Origin of the sequence: Streptomyces pristinaespiralis (assembly GCF_001278075.1) — a bacterium.
Taxonomy (GTDB): domain Bacteria; phylum Actinomycetota; class Actinomycetes; order Streptomycetales; family Streptomycetaceae; genus Streptomyces; species Streptomyces pristinaespiralis.
In genome coordinates this window covers 1,746,296-1,763,688 of sequence record NZ_CP011340.1, presented here as the reverse complement: position 1 = coordinate 1,763,688, position 17,393 = coordinate 1,746,296, and the positions used below count along the sequence as shown (strand labels likewise).

Here is a 17,393-nt window from a genome sequence, read left to right as displayed (position 1 = left end):
TCCTGTTCCGGCCCTTCCTGCTCTGGAGACTTCTGAGATGGCATCACCCCTGCGCGTCCTCGTCCACGGCGGCGGCATCGGCGGGCTCACCCTCGCCACGGCACTCGCGCGGCGCGGCCACACCGTGGAGGTCGCGGAGATCCGCGACCGGCTCGACGCGCTCGGCGTGGGCATCATCCAGCCCTCCAACGCGCTCCATGTGATGCGTGAGATCGGCGTCCTCGACGACTGCCTCAAGGCGGGGTACGAGTGGGAGATCCTCACCATCGCCGACCCGGCGGGGAACACGCTGGCGCGCATACCGCAGCCCCGGATGGGCGACATCCCCTCCAACAACGGCATCCCGCGGCCCGCGCTCGCCGCGGTGCTGGGCGCGGCGGCCACGGCGGCCGGCGCGACGATCCGGTTCTCGGCCACCGTCACCGAGCTGCACGACGACGGCGAGGGCGTCGACGTCACCCTCTCCGACGGCTCCGCCGGACGCTGGGACCTGGTCGTCGGCTTCGACGGCATCGGCTCGCCGCTGCGCACCCGCCTCTACGGTGAGCGCTACGCCCCGCAGTACACCGGCTTCGCCAACTGGCGCGTCACCGTGCCGCGGCAGCCCCAGGTGGACGGCGTCATGATGAGCACGGCGGGGCCGGAAGGAAAGGCGCTGCTGACGCCGATCACGGACGAACTGATGTACCTGGGCGCGGTGTTCGCCGAGAAGGAGGACTTCCGCCCCGATCCGCAGCGCGCCCACGAGCAGCTGGCCGAGCGGCTGACGACGTTCTCCGGCCCCGTGGCGGAGGCCCTCGCCACGGTCACCGATCCCGCGGCCGTCGTCCACTCGCGGATCTCCCAGGTGACGGTCGCGGAGCCGTGGCACGTGGGCCGGGTCGTCCTGGCCGGCGACGCGGCGCACGCCTGCACCCCGCACATCGCGCAGGGCGCGGCGATGGCCGTCGAGGACGCCGTCGTGCTCGCCGAGTCCCTCGACGCCGAGCCCTCCGTGCCGGCGGCCCTCGCGGCCTGGGAAGCACGCCGCCGGCCCCGGGCCATGTGGGTGCAGGCCATGTCGCACGCGGTGCTCAAGCAGGAGACGGGCGGGGGGACGACGCCCGAGGAGGACGAGCTCCTGAAGATCGGCATCCCGGGCGCGGCGCACGTGCTCGCGAAGCCGTACTAGGCCGGCGCCGGCCCGCAAGAGGGCTGTCGGGCCGTACCGACCCGGTGCCGGGCGGCCCGTACCCGGCCTGAGCCACACCTGTTCGAGCAGTGACCGCGGTCCCCGGCGTGCGTGGGCCCCCTTTGCTCAGAGGGGTGTCTAGGCCAGTGCCGCCACGACCACCTCGGTGGCCCGCGCGACGAGCCTGTCGTCGTACTCGGCGTCCTCGGTGGCGCGGCTGGAGAGGACGGCGATGACGACGGGCGCGGCGCCGGGCGGCCAGGCGACGGCGATGGCGTTGCGTGTGCCGTAGGCGCCCGCGCCGGTCCTGTCGCCGACCTGCCAGGTGTCGGGGACGCCGGCGCGGATGAGGGCGTCGCCGGTGGTGTTGCCCTTGAGCCAGTGGGTCAGCAGCGCCTTCTTCTCCGCGTCGAGGACGTCACCGAGGGCGTAGGCGCGCAGGTCGTGGGCGAGGGCGCGAGGGGTGCTGGTGTCGCGGATGTCGCCCGGCGTGGCCGCGTTGAGGGCGGTTTCGAGGCGGTCGGCGTGGGTGGTGGTGTCGCCCAGCGCCGCGAGCACGGCCTGGAAGGCCTTGGGCCCGCCGAGCTCGTCGAACAGGAGGTTCGCGGCGGTGTTGTCGCTGTAGCGGACGGCGGCGTCGCACACGGCGCGCAGCGTCATGCCGCTGTCGACGTGCTTCTCCGTGACCGGGGAGTGGGCCACCAGATCGTCACGGGTGTAGCGCACGACCTTGTCGAGGCCGGCCAGGGAGTTGTGCTCGAGCACCGCGGCAGCGGTCAGCGCCTTGTGGGTGGAGCAGTAGGCGAATCGCTCGTCGGGCCGGTGGGTGACGGTCCGCCCGCTGCCGGTGTCGACGGCGTACACGCCGAGCCGGGCGTCGAACTCCCGTTGCAGCCGGGCGAAGGCGCGGCCCGACGCGGCCGCCGAGACCTTCGGCGCGGCGGACGCTCCGGGTGACGTGGACGCGTTCGACGGTGCGGCGTCGGCGCGGCGGGCGGCGCATCCGGTGAGCGGGGCGGCGGCGAGGGCGGCCAGCGCGGCGAGCGAGGCACGACGGGAAACAGCCACGGAGATCCTCTTCGTATGCCTTCGGGGGACTCGTCGCGTCCGAGGCTAGCCGGTCGCCGGCATGAAGCCGGGTCACGATGCCCGGCGCATCGCGACGGGTCGAGGGTGCTCCGCGAGGGCGGCGGAGGCAGATGGACGGCTTTGGACCGGTGGCGACGGGCTGGGCGGGCCGATGGGGGTGCGTCCGCCGACGGCGTGGGAGTGTCCCGGACCGGCGGGCGGAAAAGCAGATGATCGGCCCGCCCGGCCGGTGCTAGCTTCATGCTGCGCGGGGCGGCTCCCGAGTGTGCTTCCTTCTCTCTTCTTCCGATGAATCAGCGTGCTCACTTCCCGCCCCGCGCAACACCCGGCCATGAGCCGGGAGGGGGGATCCGAACATGACCGTCACCGATGCCGGCACCGCCCGGCCGCGCGCTCTCGCCGCCGTACTGCTGTTCCGCCGGGGAGCCGTCTACCTGCCCGGTCCCGGCACCGTGTCCGACCCGGCCGGTGAGGCCGGCGCGGCGCTGCTGGAGGCCGATCTCGCCCAGCGCGGTCACCTCGTCGCACCCGCCCTGCGGGCCGCCTTCGCGGCACTCGACGCACGGGCCCTCGGAGCTCTCGGCCGCGCCCTGCTGCACGACATCGACCAGGCACTGGGCGCCGACCGGCCCCATGAGCCGCTGTTCAGCGGCTTCCCGGAGACCGTTCCGGCCGACCCGTACCGGTACTACGTCGACCGCGTCCTGACCGTTCTCTTCCAGCAGCCCGCGCAGCCGTGCGTGCTCTGCGGCACGGAGGGCTCCGTCGTGCCCGTCTCGCCGTGCGCCCATCTGGTGTGCGGTACGTGCTTCGACGGCGCCGACTTCACGGCCTGCCCGGTGTGCCAGCGCCGTATCGACCCCGCCGACCCGTTCCTGAAGCCGAAGCGCCCCCGGCGGCTGTTCGGTCGTCCCGATGCTCCCCGGCGGATGCGACTGCTCTCCCTCGGCGGTGACCTGATCACACGTCAGGCCGATGCCGTGCAGGAGCTGGACACCCTGCTGGCGCGCACCGGAGCCCTGCCTCCGCAGGACGCCGACGACCTGACGTCCCTGCTGGCCGCGCGTTCCCGCGCCGACCTGGACACGCTGCCCGCAGCCGTCCCCGGGCGGGAGACGAAGGCCCGGCTGATGGCCTGGCTGCTCGAGGACCCCGACGAGCTCACCAGGACCCTGCCGTACGCGGCCGGGCTCGTCGACACCGCGACGGACGTGCTGCGCGTGCTGTCCCTGCGCTCCGGCGGGGACGCGGGACTCGTGTCGGTCCCGCGTTTCGCGGCAGTGCCCCGGCCGCTGCGCCGCGCCCTGCTGACCCTGCTCGACGCGCTCGACCCGGCCCAGGCGGCCCAGGACATGCGACGCCACCGCCGCGCCTGGATCCACGCGGCCGAACGTCTGCACCCCTTCGAGTACGCGGACCGACACCCTCGCGCGGCGCTTGCCTTCGCCGCCCTGCGCGGCACACGCCTCGGCGACGACGCCCTCTCCGCCGTGCTGCGCGCGGCGGCGGCCGACGCCGAGGGGATCGACACCACAGGGCCGGCCGTCACAGCCCGCAGCTGGAGCCGGCACGTCGAGGCCGCCCTCACGGCGGGCGACGTCACCGGCGCCCTGGCGCTGCTGGCGCGGCGGCCCGGCGAACTGGTCCGCAGGCTCGACCATCTGCTCCGGCTCGCCGTCGGTGAGGAGACCGCCGGGCGGGCGATCGTCACCGCGCTCGGCGGCGTGACCGGCCGGGTGGCGCCGGCGGTGCTGCTGTCCGCGCTCGGCGCGATCCGCGTCCGCACGCGAGAACAGCCGGTGCGGGTGTTCTTCCCGAAGGGCGCGTCCGCGAAGGCGCACGTCGCCGACGACGAACGCGCGGCACTGCCGGCCTCCCTCGTGCGGGACGTCGTCGGCGTCCTCTCGGCGGAGCTGTCGCGCCGTGCGGACACGGGGCGGCGCGTGGACACGGCCGTCATCGACGCCGAACTGGACGGCGTCATGGCTCCATTCACCGAGCGGACCGCTTCCCGTGCCTTCGTGACCCTGCCGCGCGGCAGTGAACTGGCGGTACCGGAAGGCCGGATCCTGCGCCTGTTCCTCCACTGGACGGAGAGCGCCGGCTCCGGCCGGACGGACCTCGACCTGTCGGTGGCGATGTTCGACGCGGACTGGCAGCAGCTCGGCGTCTGCGACTACACGAGCCTGCGTCACGCCCGTGACGCGGCCGTGCACTCGGGCGACCTCCAGGACGCGCCGCCCCCGCTGGGCGCGAGCGAGTTCGTCGACCTCGACCTGGAGCGGCTCGCAGCTGCCGGGGTGCGCCATGCGGTCGCGGTCGTCTACTCGTACAACAACGTTCCCTTCGGGGAACTCGCGGAGGCGTTCGCCGGGGTCATGGTCCGCGACCTGCCCGGCGGCGCCGGCCCGGTCTTCGAACCGCGCTCCGTCGAGCAGCGCTTCGACCTGACCGGAGGCGAACGTGCCTGCGTGCCGCTCGTCGTCGACCTGCGGGCACGGACCATGCGCTGGCTCGACGTCACCAAGGGCGTGACCGGCTCGCAGCACTCCGTGTGGCGGCACTCGACGGCCCTGGCCGCGCAGGGCCGGAGCCTGACCGGGCTGTTCGCGTCGGGGGCGCGGGTGAGCCTGGGCGAGCTGGCCCGCCTGCGGGCCGCGGCCCGCGCGTCCCGGGTGGTGCTGCGCCGTGAGGGCGCGGCGTGCGAGGTGTACGTCCGCCGGGACGGCGAGGACGTGTCCGCCTTCGCGGCCCGAATCGGCTCACCGGACACGGACACGGACATGGAGCCGGACGCGGACAGCGATCGGGGCGCGAAGCGCCGTACGTCCGGGGCGGGGCTGGCCTTCCTGCTGCGCGGGGACGCCGAACTCGCCGACGGCTGCGAGGTCTTCGCGCTGTACCCGCAGCGGCTGGACGCGTCCCGCGTGCGGCTGCTCAGCGCCTCGGACGTCGTCACGGCGTTCGCCGCCCGCTGAGCGCCCCGTCCGGACGGTGCTGCGGCAGGCCCGCGGGGTGAACAGGCCCCCGCGGGCCTGCCGCCCACCGGACGAAGCCCTGCTGTTCCGAGACACGCCCCTCACCGGTCGGGGGAGGCGTCATCCACGGGCCGGGGCCGGCACGGGACGGCGCGGCAGGTCACCGGCCGGGTGCCGGGACCAGGCCGTCGGCGACGAGCCCGGCGAGGACGGCCTCGCCGAGCGCGTGGACGGCCGACTGCGGCCGCACCATGACGGTGAACTCCTTGATCCGGCCGTCCTCGGCGAAGTGGAGCAGATCGATGCCGTGGATGTGCTTGCCGTTCACGGTCGCCCGGAAGGGCAGGACCGCCGACGGTGCCTCGACGCCGTCCGCGCCGGTCTCGGCCGCGCCGTCGTAGTGCCCGATGTAACGGAAGTCCTCGAAGACGCGCAACAGGACGCCGAAGAGGCCGAGGAGCATCGGCTTCCCCTCGAACGGGGTGAACTTCACAGGGCTGTAGAAGCGGATGTCATCGGTGAACAGCTCGTCCAGAGCGGTGAGGTCACGGGTGTCGACGGCGATGCGGAAGCGCTCTGCTGCGGTAGCCATGGTGTCTCTTTTCTCCCTGTTCCTGCCTGGTCGTCGAGATATTTCTCTACTCATGAAAGTGACTAGTCAGATTCATGAGTATCATGGGCGGTGTCCGTGGACGAGCGCAAGAAGGAGGCGGGCCCGATGGCCTTGCGGCACGCTGTTCTGGCGGCGCTGCTCGACGAGGAGTTGAGCGGATACCAGCTGGTGAAGGCGTTCGACCTGGGTGTGGCGAACTTCTGGCACGCCCAGCCGCAGCAGCTGTACGCCGAGCTCACCCGCCTGGAGAAGGACGGGCTGATCACGGGCCGTGAAGTCGTCCAGGAGAACCGGCCCAACAAGCGCCTGTTCAAGGTCACCGACGCCGGCCTCGCCGAACTGGACCACTTCACCGGTACGGCCGCCAAGCCGTCGTTCATGCGCGACGACCTCGTCGTCAAGGTCCAGGCAGCAGATCACGTCGACACCGGGACACTGATCAGCCGGCTCGCCGAACGCGCGGCCACGGCCGAGGCCAAGGTCGAACTGTTCGGCAAGCTGCTGCGCACCATGCGGGGCGACCGTACGGAGGAGGATTTCCTCCGCCACGGGGAGCGCGTCGGCCCCTACCTGACCTGCCTGCGGGGCCTGGCCTTCGAGCAGGGCAACCGCGACTGGTGCGAACGCACCATCGCCGTCCTGCGGGAGAGGGCCGGCCACTGATGTACGTGAACGACCCGGAAGCCCCGCGCTACGTCGCCCTGGGGGACAGCCAGACCGAGGGACTCGGCGACGGCGACGACACGATGGGCCTGCGCGGCTGGGCCGACCGGCTCGCCGAACACCTCGCACAGCACCACCCGGGCACGCGGTACGCCAATCTGGCCGTACGAGGACGCCTGGCCCGCCACGTCCGCACCGAGCAGCTCGCCCCCGCCCTCGCGCTCCGCCCCGACCTGGCCACCGTGGTCGCCGGGGTCAACGACCTGCTGAGGCCGCGGTTCGACGCCGACGAGGTCGGCGCCCATCTGGAGGCGGTGTTCGCCGCGCTCACCGCTCAAGGCGCCCGCGTCGCCACCGTCACCTTCCCCGACGTCACCCTCATCACCCCGCTCGCCAGACCGCTCGCGCCACGTGTCGCCGCGCTCAACGACCGGATACGCGACGCCGCCCGGCGCCACGGCGTCGTCGTCGCCGAGACCGGCAGCCACGCGGTGGTCACCGACCTCCGGCTGTGGAGCCCGGACCGCCTCCACGCGAGTCCGCTCGGACACGCACGGATCGCCGCCGCCGTCGCACACGCCCTCGCGCTGCCCGGCAGCGACGACACCTGGACGCACCCGCTGCCGCCGGTCCCGGCGGCCTTGCCGGCCCGGGGGAGAGCTGCCGCCGAACTGCGCTGGGCGGCGGCCTTCCTCGGGCCGTGGCTCGGCCGCCGGCTGCGCGGCCGCTCCTCGGGCGACGGCCGCACGGCCAAACGCCCGCAGCTGCTCCCCGTCCTGGCGCCGGGCCCGCGGGACTCGGCGCGTCGTGACCGGGAGGAACCGCCGCGCGGGGAAAACTGACCCTCATGAGCGACGCGAAGAAGGCCGTCCTGGAGGGCGGCCCGGATGACCTCCCCCAGCGAATCGTTGCCGTGGACGACCCGGGGCAGGAGCTCAAGATTCCGTTCCGCGGGGGATACGAGCACTTCAAGTCCACGGCGCGCACGCGGAACACCGACGAGGGCCGACTGCCGGTCTACGAATGGTGGGAGCGCACGGAACTTCCGGGCTGAGACGATTACATCGCCGGGCGGACGGCGACCTATGCTGCGCTCATGAATTCAGCGGGCCCCCATGTGATGGCCGGAGACGTCCGACCGGCCGCACCCCGGCCCCCGCGAGGGCGGGTGGGAACGTCGTTCCTGGCGACCTTCGGGGTGCTGCTCCTCGCCTGGGCGATCGCCGCCGGCAACACCGGCATCGCGTACGTGAGCCTCGGCAACGACGTCGTCCCGATCGTGACGGGCTGCCTGGCGGTGCTCGCCTTCGTGGTGGTGCTGCGCGTGCTCCACCACGCGTGGTGGCTCGCGTTGCTCTCCCTCGTACCGGGCCTGTTCCTCCTCGTCGGCACGGTCCAGTACGCGCCGGAGGCGGCACTCGAGCGCCGCGGTGTCCGGGAGAGCGTCGTCGTCACGGCGGACAGCGCCGAGGGGACGTCGAGCAAGGACCACCGCTTCACCCTCGTCGGCCCGGACGGCGAGCTCGAAGAGACGCTGCGCTACCGGGGCAGCAACCCCGGGATCCGTGTCGGCGACAGGCTCGAGGTGATCCGCGACCCCGAAGGCGTCGTGCCGCCGGCAAAGGCCGACGACGTCGACCCGAAGGGCCGCCTCAGCGGCCTGATCACCGGTGTCGCCGGCTGGTCGGTCATCACCCTGGCCGCGGGCTGGCGGGGCCACTACCTCCGGCGCAGCGGCCGGGAGCCCCTGCTGGAGCAGTTCGCCTGACGCGAGCGTCGCCGAAGACCCGTTGCGGGAGTCGTGGCGACCGGCGGGAACGGCGGCCGGGCGGACGTCGGCCATGGCCCGCCCCGCCCGGGCCGTGACCGGCGCGGACAGGACGGGCCATGGCCCGCTCGGCGGCGGGCCCGCCCGGTACCGGAGCAGAAGCGGTCCGGTACCGGAGCCTGCGGCCCCGGGTACCGCCGCTCAGGACACGGGCGCCCCGTACACGCCCATCTCGTGGATCGAGTAGCCCCAGGTCGTCCTGCGGTCGACGCCCTGCATCCGCACGTAACGCACGGCTTCGGCGTCGGCCGGGAGCCGGACGACGTCGTTGCCGCAGCCTTCGGGGCGCTGCGTGGCAACCGTCTTCCAGTCCGTGCCGTTCACCGACGTGCGGATCGTGTACTCGGTGGCGCAGGCGCTTTCCCAGGCGAGCGTCACGGCGGCCACCTTCGACGGGGCGGCGAGTTCGATCTGCACCCACTCGTCGTCGGTGTAGCCGGACGCCCAACGGGTGCCCATCAGACCGTCGTTGACATGACGAGCGGCCAGGCGGTCGAGGTTCTGCTCGACGCTGGAGGCCGCCGCCGTCCCCTTCGGCGCGAGGTTCTCCCCGCCGCCGGCGACGTCCCACAGCTGGAGCCGGACCTCGGCCTGTACGAGGAACACGTCGAGCACCCCGTCGCCGACCCTGGGCTGCGCGGAGCCCCACGAGTTGCGCGGCGGGTCCACCCGTACGGCCGTGGCCTGCCGCTGGAGCTCGACCGACTCGGCCCGCAGCTCCTCGGCCCCGTCCCGGTCGCCGGCCTGCCGGGCCGCGAGCGCGTCCAGCATCCGCACCGTCGCCCTGCCCCACAGTTCGGTGGCGTCGAGCCACGGTGCCGCGTCCACGGTGAATCCGCGCTCGACCGAGCCGCCACGGATGACGGCCGGCGCCTGCTCGATCCTCTTCGCGTAGCCGCGCAGGGACGTGACCGCCTCCGCACGCGCCCCGGCGTCCCACGACGTCCAGAACCGGGCGACCCGCCGGGCGAGTTCCGGCGCCTGCTCCTGCCAGGGAGTGGCACCGAACGTGGGCGCCATGTGCTCGAGGTCGCCGAGGACCAGCAGGGCCTCCGTCGCCTCGCGATCGCCGCCCGCGAGGTACGCCATGGCACGGGGCCAGCTCGCCCGCGCGTCGTACGCCGCGTCGTTCCAGGCGAAGTCGGCCGCGCCGAAGACCGCGACCTTGCTGGCGTACGGCTGGTTCATCGGGTTGGCGACGATGCCGGTGAGATGCGCGGACAGGCCCGCTTCCCGCTTGTCGTACGGGGCGAGCAGCAGCCTGCCCCGGGTGTTGCCGAAGTCGTTGACGGGATAGTTGTCCCAGACGAAGACCTTGCGCCCGAACAGTCTCGCCGCGCCTTCCGCCTGCTGGTCGGTGATGCTCGGCGGCACGACGTCCGTGCCCGTCCACATCACCTCGACCGCGGGGTCCAGAGTGGCCCGCATCGTCTGCTTGTACGCGGTGTCCGTCAGGTCGCCGTACTCGGTGGGCACCATCTGCAGGGGCTGTGCGCCCGGGTGGGTGGCGACGAAGGTGCGCTGCACGTCGTTGAGCAGGTCGACCTGGGCCCTGGCGGCGGCCTGTCGGCCGGGTTCGCCGTAGGCCGCCCTGTCGCCCTCGCAGTTCCAGCGGGTGTAGCTGATGTCGTCCAGCGGGACGGAGAACGCGCGGGTGCCCAGGTCGTACATGGCCTGGAGTTTGGCCTTGAGATCCTTGCGGTGGGCCGCGTCGGAGTAGCAGATGGACTCGCCGGGGGAGACGGCGAAGGTGAAGCGGACGTGGTTGGCGGCCGCCCGCCGCACCAGCTCACCGAGCTCGGCGAGCTTGTCGGCGGGGTAGGGCTCGCGCCACTTGCCGCGGTGGTAGGGGTCGTCCTTGGGCGCGTAGACGTACGTGTTGGCCTTCACGTCGCCGTAGAAGTCCATCTGGTCGAGGCGTTCGGCATGCGTCCAGGGCGTGCCGTAGAAGCCTTCGATGGTGCCGCGCAGCGGCATGGAGGGGAAGTCGGCGACCCCGGCGCCCGCCACCTTCCAGCCGTCGTCACCGCGGACGAACAACTGCCGCAGCGTCTGCACGGCGTAGAACTGGCCTGCCGCGTCCTTGCCCGCGAGGGCGATCCGATGCCCCTCCCCACCGGAGCCCGCGACGCGCACGGCGTAGCCCTCCGCACGGCCCGGAACAGCGGTGTCGCCGAGGGCGGCGGCGATGTCGGGGCGGTCGCCCGGCCCGAGGCGCACGGTCAACAGCCCCACGGCGGCCGCCGGTTCGCGCCCCGGGGCGACGACGTCGACCCGGTCGGCGCCGTGCCTCTTCAGCTCCGCGACGAGGCGGTCGCGGGCGGCGGCGTCGGTGCGGGCGTCGGCGACGACGAGCACCCGGTCGGTGACCACCGCGTCGTTGCCTACGCGGCCGATCGACTGCGGGGTGGGGGAGACGGGCGGAAGCGGGGTGGGGGACGCCGCTTCCGCCTGCGGGACGGGGGAGAGGACGCCGACCGCCATGGTGGCGGCCGAGGCTGCTGCGGCGAGGGACAGGCGGACCGTTCTTCCGTGCCTTCTCACGAGACCTCCAGAGTGGTCTAGACCGCGAACTGCCGCACACCGTACCGGCGGTGTGTCCGCGTCTGTCCATGGATGCACCGGCGGCGGACTTGGACTTTTGCACGGGGCCGGCGTGGGGTCCTCGCGGCGCCGGCCGGGGCGCCGGCCGGCGGTCGGAGGCGGCTCGGGGCGTGGCCGCGCCCGCGGGGTCGTGATCCGGACCGTCCAGGCCACCGGTCACGCACCCGTCCAGGCGCACCGGTCACGTACCCGTCCAGGCAGGCCGGGGCCCACCGCGGCCGGGCATCTCCTGGACGGACGTCTTCGGTGCCGCGAGCATCCGTGGACGCCGGTGAGGAGCAGGCCGGGGTGGGCCACCAAGGTGTGGCAGGGGCGACCGGATCCGGCCGCAGACGCCGGCTAGGCCGCCGATTCAGCGGTGGCCGGCGCCTCGCCGCGCCTGGCCTCCAGCAGTTGCCGGCGCTTGGCGCCTCCCGAGATGCGGTGCAAGCCGTACGAACCGGGCTTGTGCGCCTCATCGGCCAGATGCTTGATGATGCCCTTGCACACGAACTCCTTCAGCTTCGCGCCGGGGCGTCCGTCGATGTGGAACCACAGCGCGACGTCGTGCCGGTGGGCGAACTGGAAGATGCCCGCGCGCCGGCCCAGGCTGATGCACTGGCCGGCGAAGGCCTGGTTGAGGGTCTGGGGCTGCTCGCCCGCCATCCGGCTGAGCACCGTGTCGGCGGCCCGCGCGCCCAGCGGCATCGCGGCCTGGCAGCTCATCCGCAGCGGCAGGTCCGACGGCGCCGCCGAGTCGCCGGCAGCGACGATGCGTGCGTCGTCCACGCTGGTCAACGTCTCGTCCGTGAGCAGGCGGCCCAGGGAGTCGGTGCTCAGGCCGCTGCGCGCCGCCAGGTCCGGGACGCCGAATCCGGCGGTCCAGACGGTCACGTTGCTCGGCAGCTCACGGCCGTCTTCGAGCCGTACGGCATGCCGGGTCACCGCCGTCACCTTCGTGCCGGGGCCGTCGAGCACGGTCACCCCCAGTTCGGCCATCCGCTCGGCGACCGAGCGCCGCCCCCGAGGGTGCAGATACGGGCCGAGCACCCCGCCGCACACCAGGGTCACGGCGCGGCCCTCCTCGGCCAGCTCGGCCGCCGTCTCGATGCCGGTCGGACCGGCGCCGACGACCGTCACCGCGGCCGACGCGGGTGCGGCGTCGACGACCGCGCGGAGCCGCTGTGCCTCCTCCAGGGACGCGAGCGGGTAGGCGAATTCCGCCGCTCCGGGCACGCCCGGGTCGGCGCTGCCACTGCCCACCGCGTAGACCAGGTAGTCGTAGCCGACCGTGTCGCCACCGGTCAGCGCCACGCTGCGCCCGGCCGCGTCGATCCGTGCCACGGTGTCGACCACCAGCCGGACACGCTCGGCGAGGACCTCCCGGTAGTCGACGACCGCCTCGTGGGAGCCGCCCACCAGCTGGTGCAGGCGGATCCGCTCGACGAAGGTCGCGCGCGGGTTGATCAGCGTCACTGTCACGTCGTCGCGCAGGCTCAGCCGATTGGCGGCCATGACGCCGGAGTATCCGCCGCCGATCACGACCACATCGGTGTTCCCGGTCATGGTGTCTCCTTCGTTTCGAGGTGTTCGGCCTCAAGACACCGCGCGGTCGATCCCTGTGACAGCGTGTGCGGCAGATCACTGCGCGGGCGGCCGCTGGGTGCCGGGCGCCTCGTACCGCACGTTCTCGGCCTTGCGCAGAGCGTCCATCGTCTCCTCGACGGTCAGGAGGACGGTCGTCTCCAGTGAGCTCAGCGCACCGCCGCCGGTGATCGCCAGGGCGACCGCCGCCATGGACACATTGTCGGGGGCTTCCCAGAGGGTGCAGCCGTCGTGTCTGCCGAAGGCGTACCAGAAGCCGTGGAGCTTTCCGCCGACCGACTCGATGTACGCCCGAGCGGCCGTTCTGCGGTCCTCCGGGTTGCCGATCATCCTGGCCCAGGTCTCCGGCGTATAACTGAACTTCGACAAATAGAGCGGCATTGTCTCTCCCTTTTCGTTCCCCGGTCCGGGCGAGGTGCGGACGGGCGTCGACTTTATCCGGCCACATCGGCCAGGAATGGGTGCCGCGCGCTCGAGTGCGCTGCTTCTTCTGATGCATGAGTGACCCAAGAGGGGGAAAGCGCTGCTGCGTCGAAGATCCCGCCTCAATGGCCGGCAATGGAAGGAGACGACCGTGTTGATGGCTCACCCCGCCGTCCTCGGAAACCTGGTCGAGCAGTACGAGACGCTGAAGATCCTGCACGCCGAGAACGGCAGCGCCGAGAGCCGGCAGCGGATGGACGACGTCGCCTACACCCTGTGCGTCTCCACCGGCACGCGGGACATCGACGCGGCCCTGATCGCCGCCCGGCTCCGGCTGCCCGGCGCCCGGCCCGAGGACGATTCTCTGCTCACCGCCTGAACGACGGCATCGCGCAGGCGTGGAGACGTGACCGCGGGCAAGAAGAACTGCCATGGGAATGCTGAGCCGATGGGAACTGGCCCTCGAGCGCCGGCAGGACGCGCTGCTCGACAAGGTGTTCCGCAGGGAGCCGGTGGAAATCATCGACGCCCTGCGGCGTGAATGCGACGACCACGCCGTGGTCTGCAGCGAAAGCCGTGTGGTGGTACCGAACGCCTACGAGATAGAGCTCGCCGACAGCGTGCACAGAGAACTCGCGCGCGAGGAGGAGGAAGTGGGTCAGGCGCTGATCGACACGCTTGCCCGGCACGGTGAGGAAAAGGGCTACGAATGGGCCGGCCCGCTCACGGTGCACATCACCGACACCCCCTCCGCACACCTGCCCAACGGGCGCTATCGGGTGTCCAGCACCCCCGCGCCGCAGGTCCGCGCGGACTCGTTCCCCGCGCACTGACCTGCAGCCTGCCGCCTCCCGTCGTAGCCCGTCTCATGGCCTTCGGGCGTGGCTCTACGACGGGACGGCGGCAGCGGCGTGCGGCTCGTCGGTCCCCGGTTCCTGCGACGGGTCGCCGAGCTGCTCGCGCAGGTAGTTCCAGACCACCGCGATCAGCGCGGCGACCGGTACGGCGAGCAGGCTGCCCACGATGCCGGCCAGGCTGCCGCCCAGCGTGACCGCCAGCAGGATCACCGCGGCGTGCAGGCCGAGCCCGCGGCTCTGGATCATGGGCTGGAACACGTTGCCCTCGAGCTGCTGCACCACGACGATGATCGCCAGCACGATCAGCGCGTCCGTCAGGCCGTTCGACACCAGCGCGATGAGTACCGCGACCAGACCGGCGAACAGGGCGCCCACGATCGGTACGAACGCGGAGACGAAGGTCAGCACCGCCAGCGGGAGCACCAGGGGCACGTCGAGGATCCACAGGCCGATGCCGATGAGGACGGCGTCGAGCAGTCCGACGATCGCCTGGGAACGCACGAACGCGCTCAGGGTCTCCCAGCCGCGCGCGGCGACGGTGGGGACGTCGGTGGCGAGCCGGCCGGGCAGCTGGCGGGCGAGCCACGGCAGGAACCGCGGGCCGTCCTTGAGGAAGAAGAACATCAGGAAGAGTGCCAGGACGGTGGTGACCACGCCGTTGACCACGGTGCCCAGCCCGGTGACGACGGCCGTGACCATGCTGCCGACGCTGTCCTGAATACGGGCGACCCCGGCGTCGAAGGCTCCGCTGATCTGGTCGTCCCCGATGTTCAGCGGCGGCCCGGCCGCCCATTCGCGCAGCTTCTGGATGCCTTCGACCACACCGTCGGTCAGCTCGCCGGACTGGGACGCCACCGGCACCGCGATCAGTGCCACGACGCCGACGGCGGCCAGGAGGAACAGCACGGTCACCGTTGAAGCGGCGAGGGCGGGGGGCCATCCGTGCCGGCGCAGGAAACGGGTCACGGGCCACGTGAGCGTGGTGAGGAGCAGGCCGACTATGAGCGGCCAGACGACCGACCACATCCGGCCGAGAAGCCACAGGGCCACCGCGGTCATCACGAGGACGAGCAGCAACTCGCCGGAGATACGCGCCGATGCCCGGAGCGCGGCGCGGGTCTTCGTGGAACTCAGCGTGACAGACATGGGATCACCCTATTGGCTGCTCCGTTCGTGCTTCGCCATCGCGTGTGGCGTCCGAGGACTTGTACGGTGGCCGGCGAGATACCGATCACGAAGGGGGCGGCGGTGCTCGGGCACAACGACCGTCATGCGCACGGAAGTCGACGATGCATGGGGGGAACGGGCAGGTGAGCCGTCACCGCCCCGCGGCCCTGGCGTCGGCCGCCGCCGCGCTCGTCGCCCTCTCCGGATACGCCGCCACCGTGCTCATCGAACGCAGTGCCCCACCGGTGACGCCCCCCTCGCCGTACTCGGCACCGGAGCCCTCCGCCGACTGCGGCACACCGGAGCTCGACCCGGTGCGCTGCCCCATCGGTGGCGGATGCCCCACAGCGGCACCCGGCCCTGCCGGAACCGCGCCGCCGGTGGCGACCGCCGGGAAACCCACGGCGGGCACGGTGCCCGTACCCTCTCCCACGCCGCGACTCCCCGGCGAGGAACCCCTGGTGGAGCCGGTCGTGACCTCCTGCTTGGTGGACCGGGCCGTCATCGTGGACTGATCCGTGCCCGGTCCGGCGCTCGTTGTGACGGGTAATCAGCCCCGCGTGCCCTGGCCGGGGTTGCGGCGCTTGACGTACAGGCGATTGCCCTGAGGGCCGGTCCATTCCATCCGCACGACACCGGGCACGGCGGCGTCGGCGACGCGCGACGGGTCGGACCAGTGGCCGGCGGCCGGGTTGCGGAAGAACGTCGCCCACGGCCGCCCGCTGTGGTCGGTGAAGAAGTTGTTGTGCCCGGCGCCGACGCCCGCCGTCCACCGCTCGGAGTAGGGGCCCTCGAAGTGGTCGGAGACGGCGACGACCGCGTCGTACTGGTACTGCACCCGTCCGGGGCCGGGCGGGTCGTAGGCGTACCGCGTGCTGCCGTCCGGATTGATCGACGTGCGGTCCCACGCGGCATGGAGGAGGTAGTACTTGCCCCCGTACTTGAACACGTGGGCCCCTTCGAGATACGGCTCGGGGGAGTAGGGCGTCTGCCGGAACCTCGGGAGGTCCGTGCGCGGGACGATGTCCTCCATGTCGTCCCTGAATCCGGCGTACAGATCGTTGTGCAGCACGAGCCACGCGTCGTCGCCCTCGGTGTAGAGGCCGCCGTCGATGTGGTGGTAGGCGCCGGGTTCGATGAACTTGGGGCCGCCGATGAACGGGTCGCCGAAGGGCTTGTCGAGGTTTCCCTCGACGAGCCGGTAGGGGCCCTCGACCCCGCCCTCGCTCACGAGCATGAACGACCCGACCTTCCGGGAGTGGTCGCCCATGCACGCGACGATGTACCAGGTGCCGCGGAAGAGGTGCAGCTCCGGGGCCCATGCCTCGCCGCGCTTGCCGAACCGGTCGTCGTACCAGTACTCCTGCCAGGGCGCGACCACCGTGCGTCCGGGCCGGTTCTCGCCGACGAACTCGGGCGACCACACCTTGCCCTTCTCGGCGCCCGGCCGGACGCCCGTCGTGTCGGCCAGCTTCCACGGTCCCTGGAGCGACGGGGACGTCCACACGAAGATGCCGTCGTTCCACGGGGCCGCCGCCTCGAGCCCGGGCACACGGGTGGTGCCCGTGGCGACATAGAGGGGGCGGCCGTCGACGACGAAGCAGTTGACGTAGGTGTCCCGCATCCAGACCCGGCCGCGCTCCTCGTCGCGGGGCCGCAGCTCGAGCGGGAGGAGGAACGAGTTGTCCTCCCGCGGCCACAGGTCCGGCCGGGCGTCCGCGAGGCCGTAGGGCTCGGGGTCGGGCCAGTTGGAGGGGTGCCGCCGCGTCGGTGTGGCCGGCGCGGGCGCCGCGGCCGGTGCCGCCGCCCGTGCGGAGGTGGCCGGCAGGGCCGCCGCCGCTCCCAGCGCGGCGACACCGGCCAACAGGGACCGCCGGTGCAACCCGTTCTCGGTGCTGGTCATCAGTCGCGTACTCCTTCGTCGAGGACGCCGGTGCCCTGCTCGGGAGCACTGCCGGCGGTGGTCGGTGGAGGTCGGGAGGTGCCTTCTGCTTCTCGCGTGCCGTGACGCCGGCCTCGGATGCGGCGGCGCGGCGGTCGGGCGGCCGGAGCGGGTGCGGGCTCAGTCGACCGCCCGCCCCGCCTCGGGGCAGGCGGTCAGCTCCTGTGCCGGACGGCCGGGCCCGCGCCGGACGGGGTCCGGCGGTGAGGCGACGACGGCGCCGTCGTCGACGAGCGCCGCGACGGTGTCGTACAGGGTCGTCCGGGACAGCCCGCTGAGGTCGCCCAGCCTGCTTCGGCTGAGGGAGCCGTGTCTGCGCAGCAGTTCGAGTACGAGCTCTCGGTGCCCACGCCCCGCCCGCCCGAGGCGCGTCGGAGGGCCGTCCTTGGATGGCATGGCGCACAGCATGCGAACGCCCGTCGTTTTCGGTCAACACACCGAATAAATAATCCGGAGTGCCCGGTGCTGCGACGG

At 72.6% G+C, this 17,393-nt stretch carries 17 protein-coding genes; 9 read left to right on the top strand and 8 right to left on the bottom strand.

Going from position 1 to position 17,393, the window contains the following annotated elements:
* Window positions 1–37 precede the first annotated feature (37 nt).
* Window positions 38–1,171: an FAD-dependent monooxygenase gene (locus tag SPRI_RS07360; RefSeq protein ID WP_053556779.1), complete on the top strand. Its 1,134-nt coding sequence runs from the start codon at window positions 38–40 to the stop codon at window positions 1,169–1,171.
* Window positions 1,172–1,309: 138 nt separating this feature from the next.
* Here SPRI_RS07360 and bla read toward each other — a convergent pair whose 3' ends face one another.
* Complete coding sequence (bla, locus tag SPRI_RS07355) at window positions 1,310–2,245, bottom strand: class A beta-lactamase (RefSeq protein ID WP_053556778.1); 936 nt, start codon at window positions 2,243–2,245, stop codon at window positions 1,310–1,312.
* Between the two features lie 371 nt (window positions 2,246–2,616).
* On the opposite strand from bla, the gene SPRI_RS07350 reads away from it, so the two are divergent.
* Window positions 2,617–5,238 carry an MXAN_6230/SCO0854 family RING domain-containing protein gene (locus SPRI_RS07350; protein ID WP_053556777.1) on the top strand — a complete coding sequence of 874 codons (2,622 nt, stop codon included), beginning with the start codon at window positions 2,617–2,619 and terminating at the stop codon, window positions 5,236–5,238.
* A gap of 160 nt (window positions 5,239–5,398) precedes the next feature.
* Here the strand turns inward: SPRI_RS07350 and SPRI_RS07345 are convergent, their stop codons facing one another.
* Window positions 5,399–5,830, bottom strand: a complete 432-nt coding sequence (locus SPRI_RS07345; RefSeq protein WP_005309949.1) for a nuclear transport factor 2 family protein — start codon at window positions 5,828–5,830, stop codon at window positions 5,399–5,401.
* Between the two features lie 126 nt (window positions 5,831–5,956).
* On the opposite strand from SPRI_RS07345, the gene SPRI_RS07340 reads away from it, so the two are divergent.
* Genes SPRI_RS07340 through SPRI_RS07325 form a run of 4 tightly spaced genes read left to right on the top strand, consistent with a single transcriptional unit; the run spans window position 5,957 to window position 8,282 of the window.
* Window positions 5,957–6,514 (top strand): PadR family transcriptional regulator, encoded by a 558-nt coding sequence (locus tag SPRI_RS07340; RefSeq protein ID WP_037776080.1) that lies wholly within the window; start codon window positions 5,957–5,959, stop codon window positions 6,512–6,514.
* Complete coding sequence (locus SPRI_RS07335) at window positions 6,514–7,356, top strand: SGNH/GDSL hydrolase family protein (protein WP_078951222.1); 843 nt, start codon at window positions 6,514–6,516, stop codon at window positions 7,354–7,356. Before SPRI_RS07340 ends, SPRI_RS07335 begins: the two co-directional genes overlap by 1 nt.
* Before the next feature lie 5 nt (window positions 7,357–7,361).
* The gene (locus SPRI_RS07330; protein ID WP_053556776.1) at window positions 7,362–7,568 is read left to right on the top strand and encodes a DUF5988 family protein; all 207 of its coding nucleotides are present in this window, start codon (window positions 7,362–7,364) and stop codon (window positions 7,566–7,568) included.
* Window positions 7,569–7,610: 42 nt separating this feature from the next.
* Entirely contained in the window at window positions 7,611–8,282 is a 672-nt protein-coding gene (locus SPRI_RS07325) for a hypothetical protein (protein ID WP_238996206.1), read from the top strand.
* Between the two features lie 201 nt (window positions 8,283–8,483).
* On the opposite strand, the gene SPRI_RS07320 is transcribed toward SPRI_RS07325, so the two are convergent.
* From SPRI_RS07320 to SPRI_RS07310, 3 genes are all read right to left on the bottom strand, one after another.
* The gene (locus SPRI_RS07320) at window positions 8,484–10,826 is read right to left on the bottom strand and encodes a beta-N-acetylglucosaminidase domain-containing protein (protein WP_005309940.1); all 2,343 of its coding nucleotides are present in this window, start codon (window positions 10,824–10,826) and stop codon (window positions 8,484–8,486) included.
* Window positions 10,827–11,285: 459 nt separating this feature from the next.
* A complete protein-coding gene (locus SPRI_RS07315; RefSeq protein WP_005309937.1) occupies window positions 11,286–12,491 on the bottom strand; it encodes an NAD(P)/FAD-dependent oxidoreductase in 1,206 nt (401 codons plus the stop codon).
* A 75-nt stretch (window positions 12,492–12,566) separates the two neighbouring features.
* Complete coding sequence (locus tag SPRI_RS07310; RefSeq protein WP_005309934.1) at window positions 12,567–12,911, bottom strand: GYD domain-containing protein; 345 nt, start codon at window positions 12,909–12,911, stop codon at window positions 12,567–12,569.
* Between the two features lie 193 nt (window positions 12,912–13,104).
* Between SPRI_RS07310 and SPRI_RS07305 the strand changes: the two genes are divergently transcribed.
* Together SPRI_RS07305 and SPRI_RS07300 are read left to right on the top strand one after the other, a co-directional pair.
* On the top strand, window positions 13,105–13,332 hold the full coding sequence (locus tag SPRI_RS07305; protein WP_005309930.1) for a DUF5133 domain-containing protein: 228 nt from the start codon (window positions 13,105–13,107) through the stop codon (window positions 13,330–13,332).
* A gap of 52 nt (window positions 13,333–13,384) precedes the next feature.
* Window positions 13,385–13,786, top strand: coding sequence for a DUF3662 domain-containing protein (locus SPRI_RS07300; protein WP_005309927.1), 402 nt, complete (start codon window positions 13,385–13,387; stop codon window positions 13,784–13,786).
* Between the two features lie 54 nt (window positions 13,787–13,840).
* On the opposite strand, the gene SPRI_RS07295 is transcribed toward SPRI_RS07300, so the two are convergent.
* Window positions 13,841–14,956: an AI-2E family transporter gene (locus SPRI_RS07295; RefSeq protein ID WP_037773368.1), complete on the bottom strand. Its 1,116-nt coding sequence runs from the start codon at window positions 14,954–14,956 to the stop codon at window positions 13,841–13,843.
* A 164-nt stretch (window positions 14,957–15,120) separates the two neighbouring features.
* Here SPRI_RS07295 and SPRI_RS07290 point away from each other — a divergent pair, with 164 nt between their 5' ends.
* Window positions 15,121–15,492 carry a hypothetical protein gene (locus tag SPRI_RS07290; RefSeq protein ID WP_037773367.1) on the top strand — a complete coding sequence of 124 codons (372 nt, stop codon included), beginning with the start codon at window positions 15,121–15,123 and terminating at the stop codon, window positions 15,490–15,492.
* A 35-nt stretch (window positions 15,493–15,527) separates the two neighbouring features.
* Here SPRI_RS07290 and SPRI_RS07285 read toward each other — a convergent pair whose 3' ends face one another.
* Together SPRI_RS07285 and SPRI_RS07280 are read right to left on the bottom strand one after the other, a co-directional pair.
* Window positions 15,528–16,880, bottom strand: coding sequence for a family 43 glycosylhydrolase (locus tag SPRI_RS07285; protein WP_005309921.1), 1,353 nt, complete (start codon window positions 16,878–16,880; stop codon window positions 15,528–15,530).
* Window positions 16,881–17,039: 159 nt separating this feature from the next.
* Window positions 17,040–17,315: a helix-turn-helix domain-containing protein gene (locus SPRI_RS07280; protein ID WP_158685142.1), complete on the bottom strand. Its 276-nt coding sequence runs from the start codon at window positions 17,313–17,315 to the stop codon at window positions 17,040–17,042.
* Window positions 17,316–17,393 lie beyond the last annotated feature (78 nt).

Excerpts from the sequence above, each read along its gene's own strand:
- SPRI_RS07360 (WP_053556779.1), top strand. The coding sequence starts at position 38 with ATGGCATCACCCCTGCGCGTCCTCGTCCACGGCGGCGGCATCGGCGGG.
- SPRI_RS07350 (WP_053556777.1), top strand. The coding sequence starts at position 2,617 with ATGACCGTCACCGATGCCGGCACCGCCCGGCCGCGCGCTCTCGCCGCC.
- SPRI_RS07345 (WP_005309949.1), bottom strand. The coding sequence starts at position 5,830 with ATGGCTACCGCAGCAGAGCGCTTCCGCATCGCCGTCGACACCCGTGAC.
- SPRI_RS07340 (WP_037776080.1), top strand. The coding sequence starts at position 5,957 with ATGGCCTTGCGGCACGCTGTTCTGGCGGCGCTGCTCGACGAGGAGTTG.
- SPRI_RS07335 (WP_078951222.1), top strand. The coding sequence starts at position 6,514 with ATGTACGTGAACGACCCGGAAGCCCCGCGCTACGTCGCCCTGGGGGAC.
- SPRI_RS07330 (WP_053556776.1), top strand. The coding sequence starts at position 7,362 with ATGAGCGACGCGAAGAAGGCCGTCCTGGAGGGCGGCCCGGATGACCTC.
- SPRI_RS07325 (WP_238996206.1), top strand. The coding sequence starts at position 7,611 with ATGAATTCAGCGGGCCCCCATGTGATGGCCGGAGACGTCCGACCGGCC.
- SPRI_RS07320 (WP_005309940.1), bottom strand. The coding sequence starts at position 10,826 with ATGGCGGTCGGCGTCCTCTCCCCCGTCCCGCAGGCGGAAGCGGCGTCC.
- SPRI_RS07315 (WP_005309937.1), bottom strand. The coding sequence starts at position 12,491 with ATGACCGGGAACACCGATGTGGTCGTGATCGGCGGCGGATACTCCGGC.
- SPRI_RS07310 (WP_005309934.1), bottom strand. The coding sequence starts at position 12,911 with ATGCCGCTCTATTTGTCGAAGTTCAGTTATACGCCGGAGACCTGGGCC.
- SPRI_RS07300 (WP_005309927.1), top strand. The coding sequence starts at position 13,385 with ATGGGAATGCTGAGCCGATGGGAACTGGCCCTCGAGCGCCGGCAGGAC.
- SPRI_RS07295 (WP_037773368.1), bottom strand. The coding sequence starts at position 14,956 with ATGTCTGTCACGCTGAGTTCCACGAAGACCCGCGCCGCGCTCCGGGCA.
- SPRI_RS07285 (WP_005309921.1), bottom strand. The coding sequence starts at position 16,880 with ATGACCAGCACCGAGAACGGGTTGCACCGGCGGTCCCTGTTGGCCGGT.
- SPRI_RS07280 (WP_158685142.1), bottom strand. The coding sequence starts at position 17,315 with ATGCCATCCAAGGACGGCCCTCCGACGCGCCTCGGGCGGGCGGGGCGT.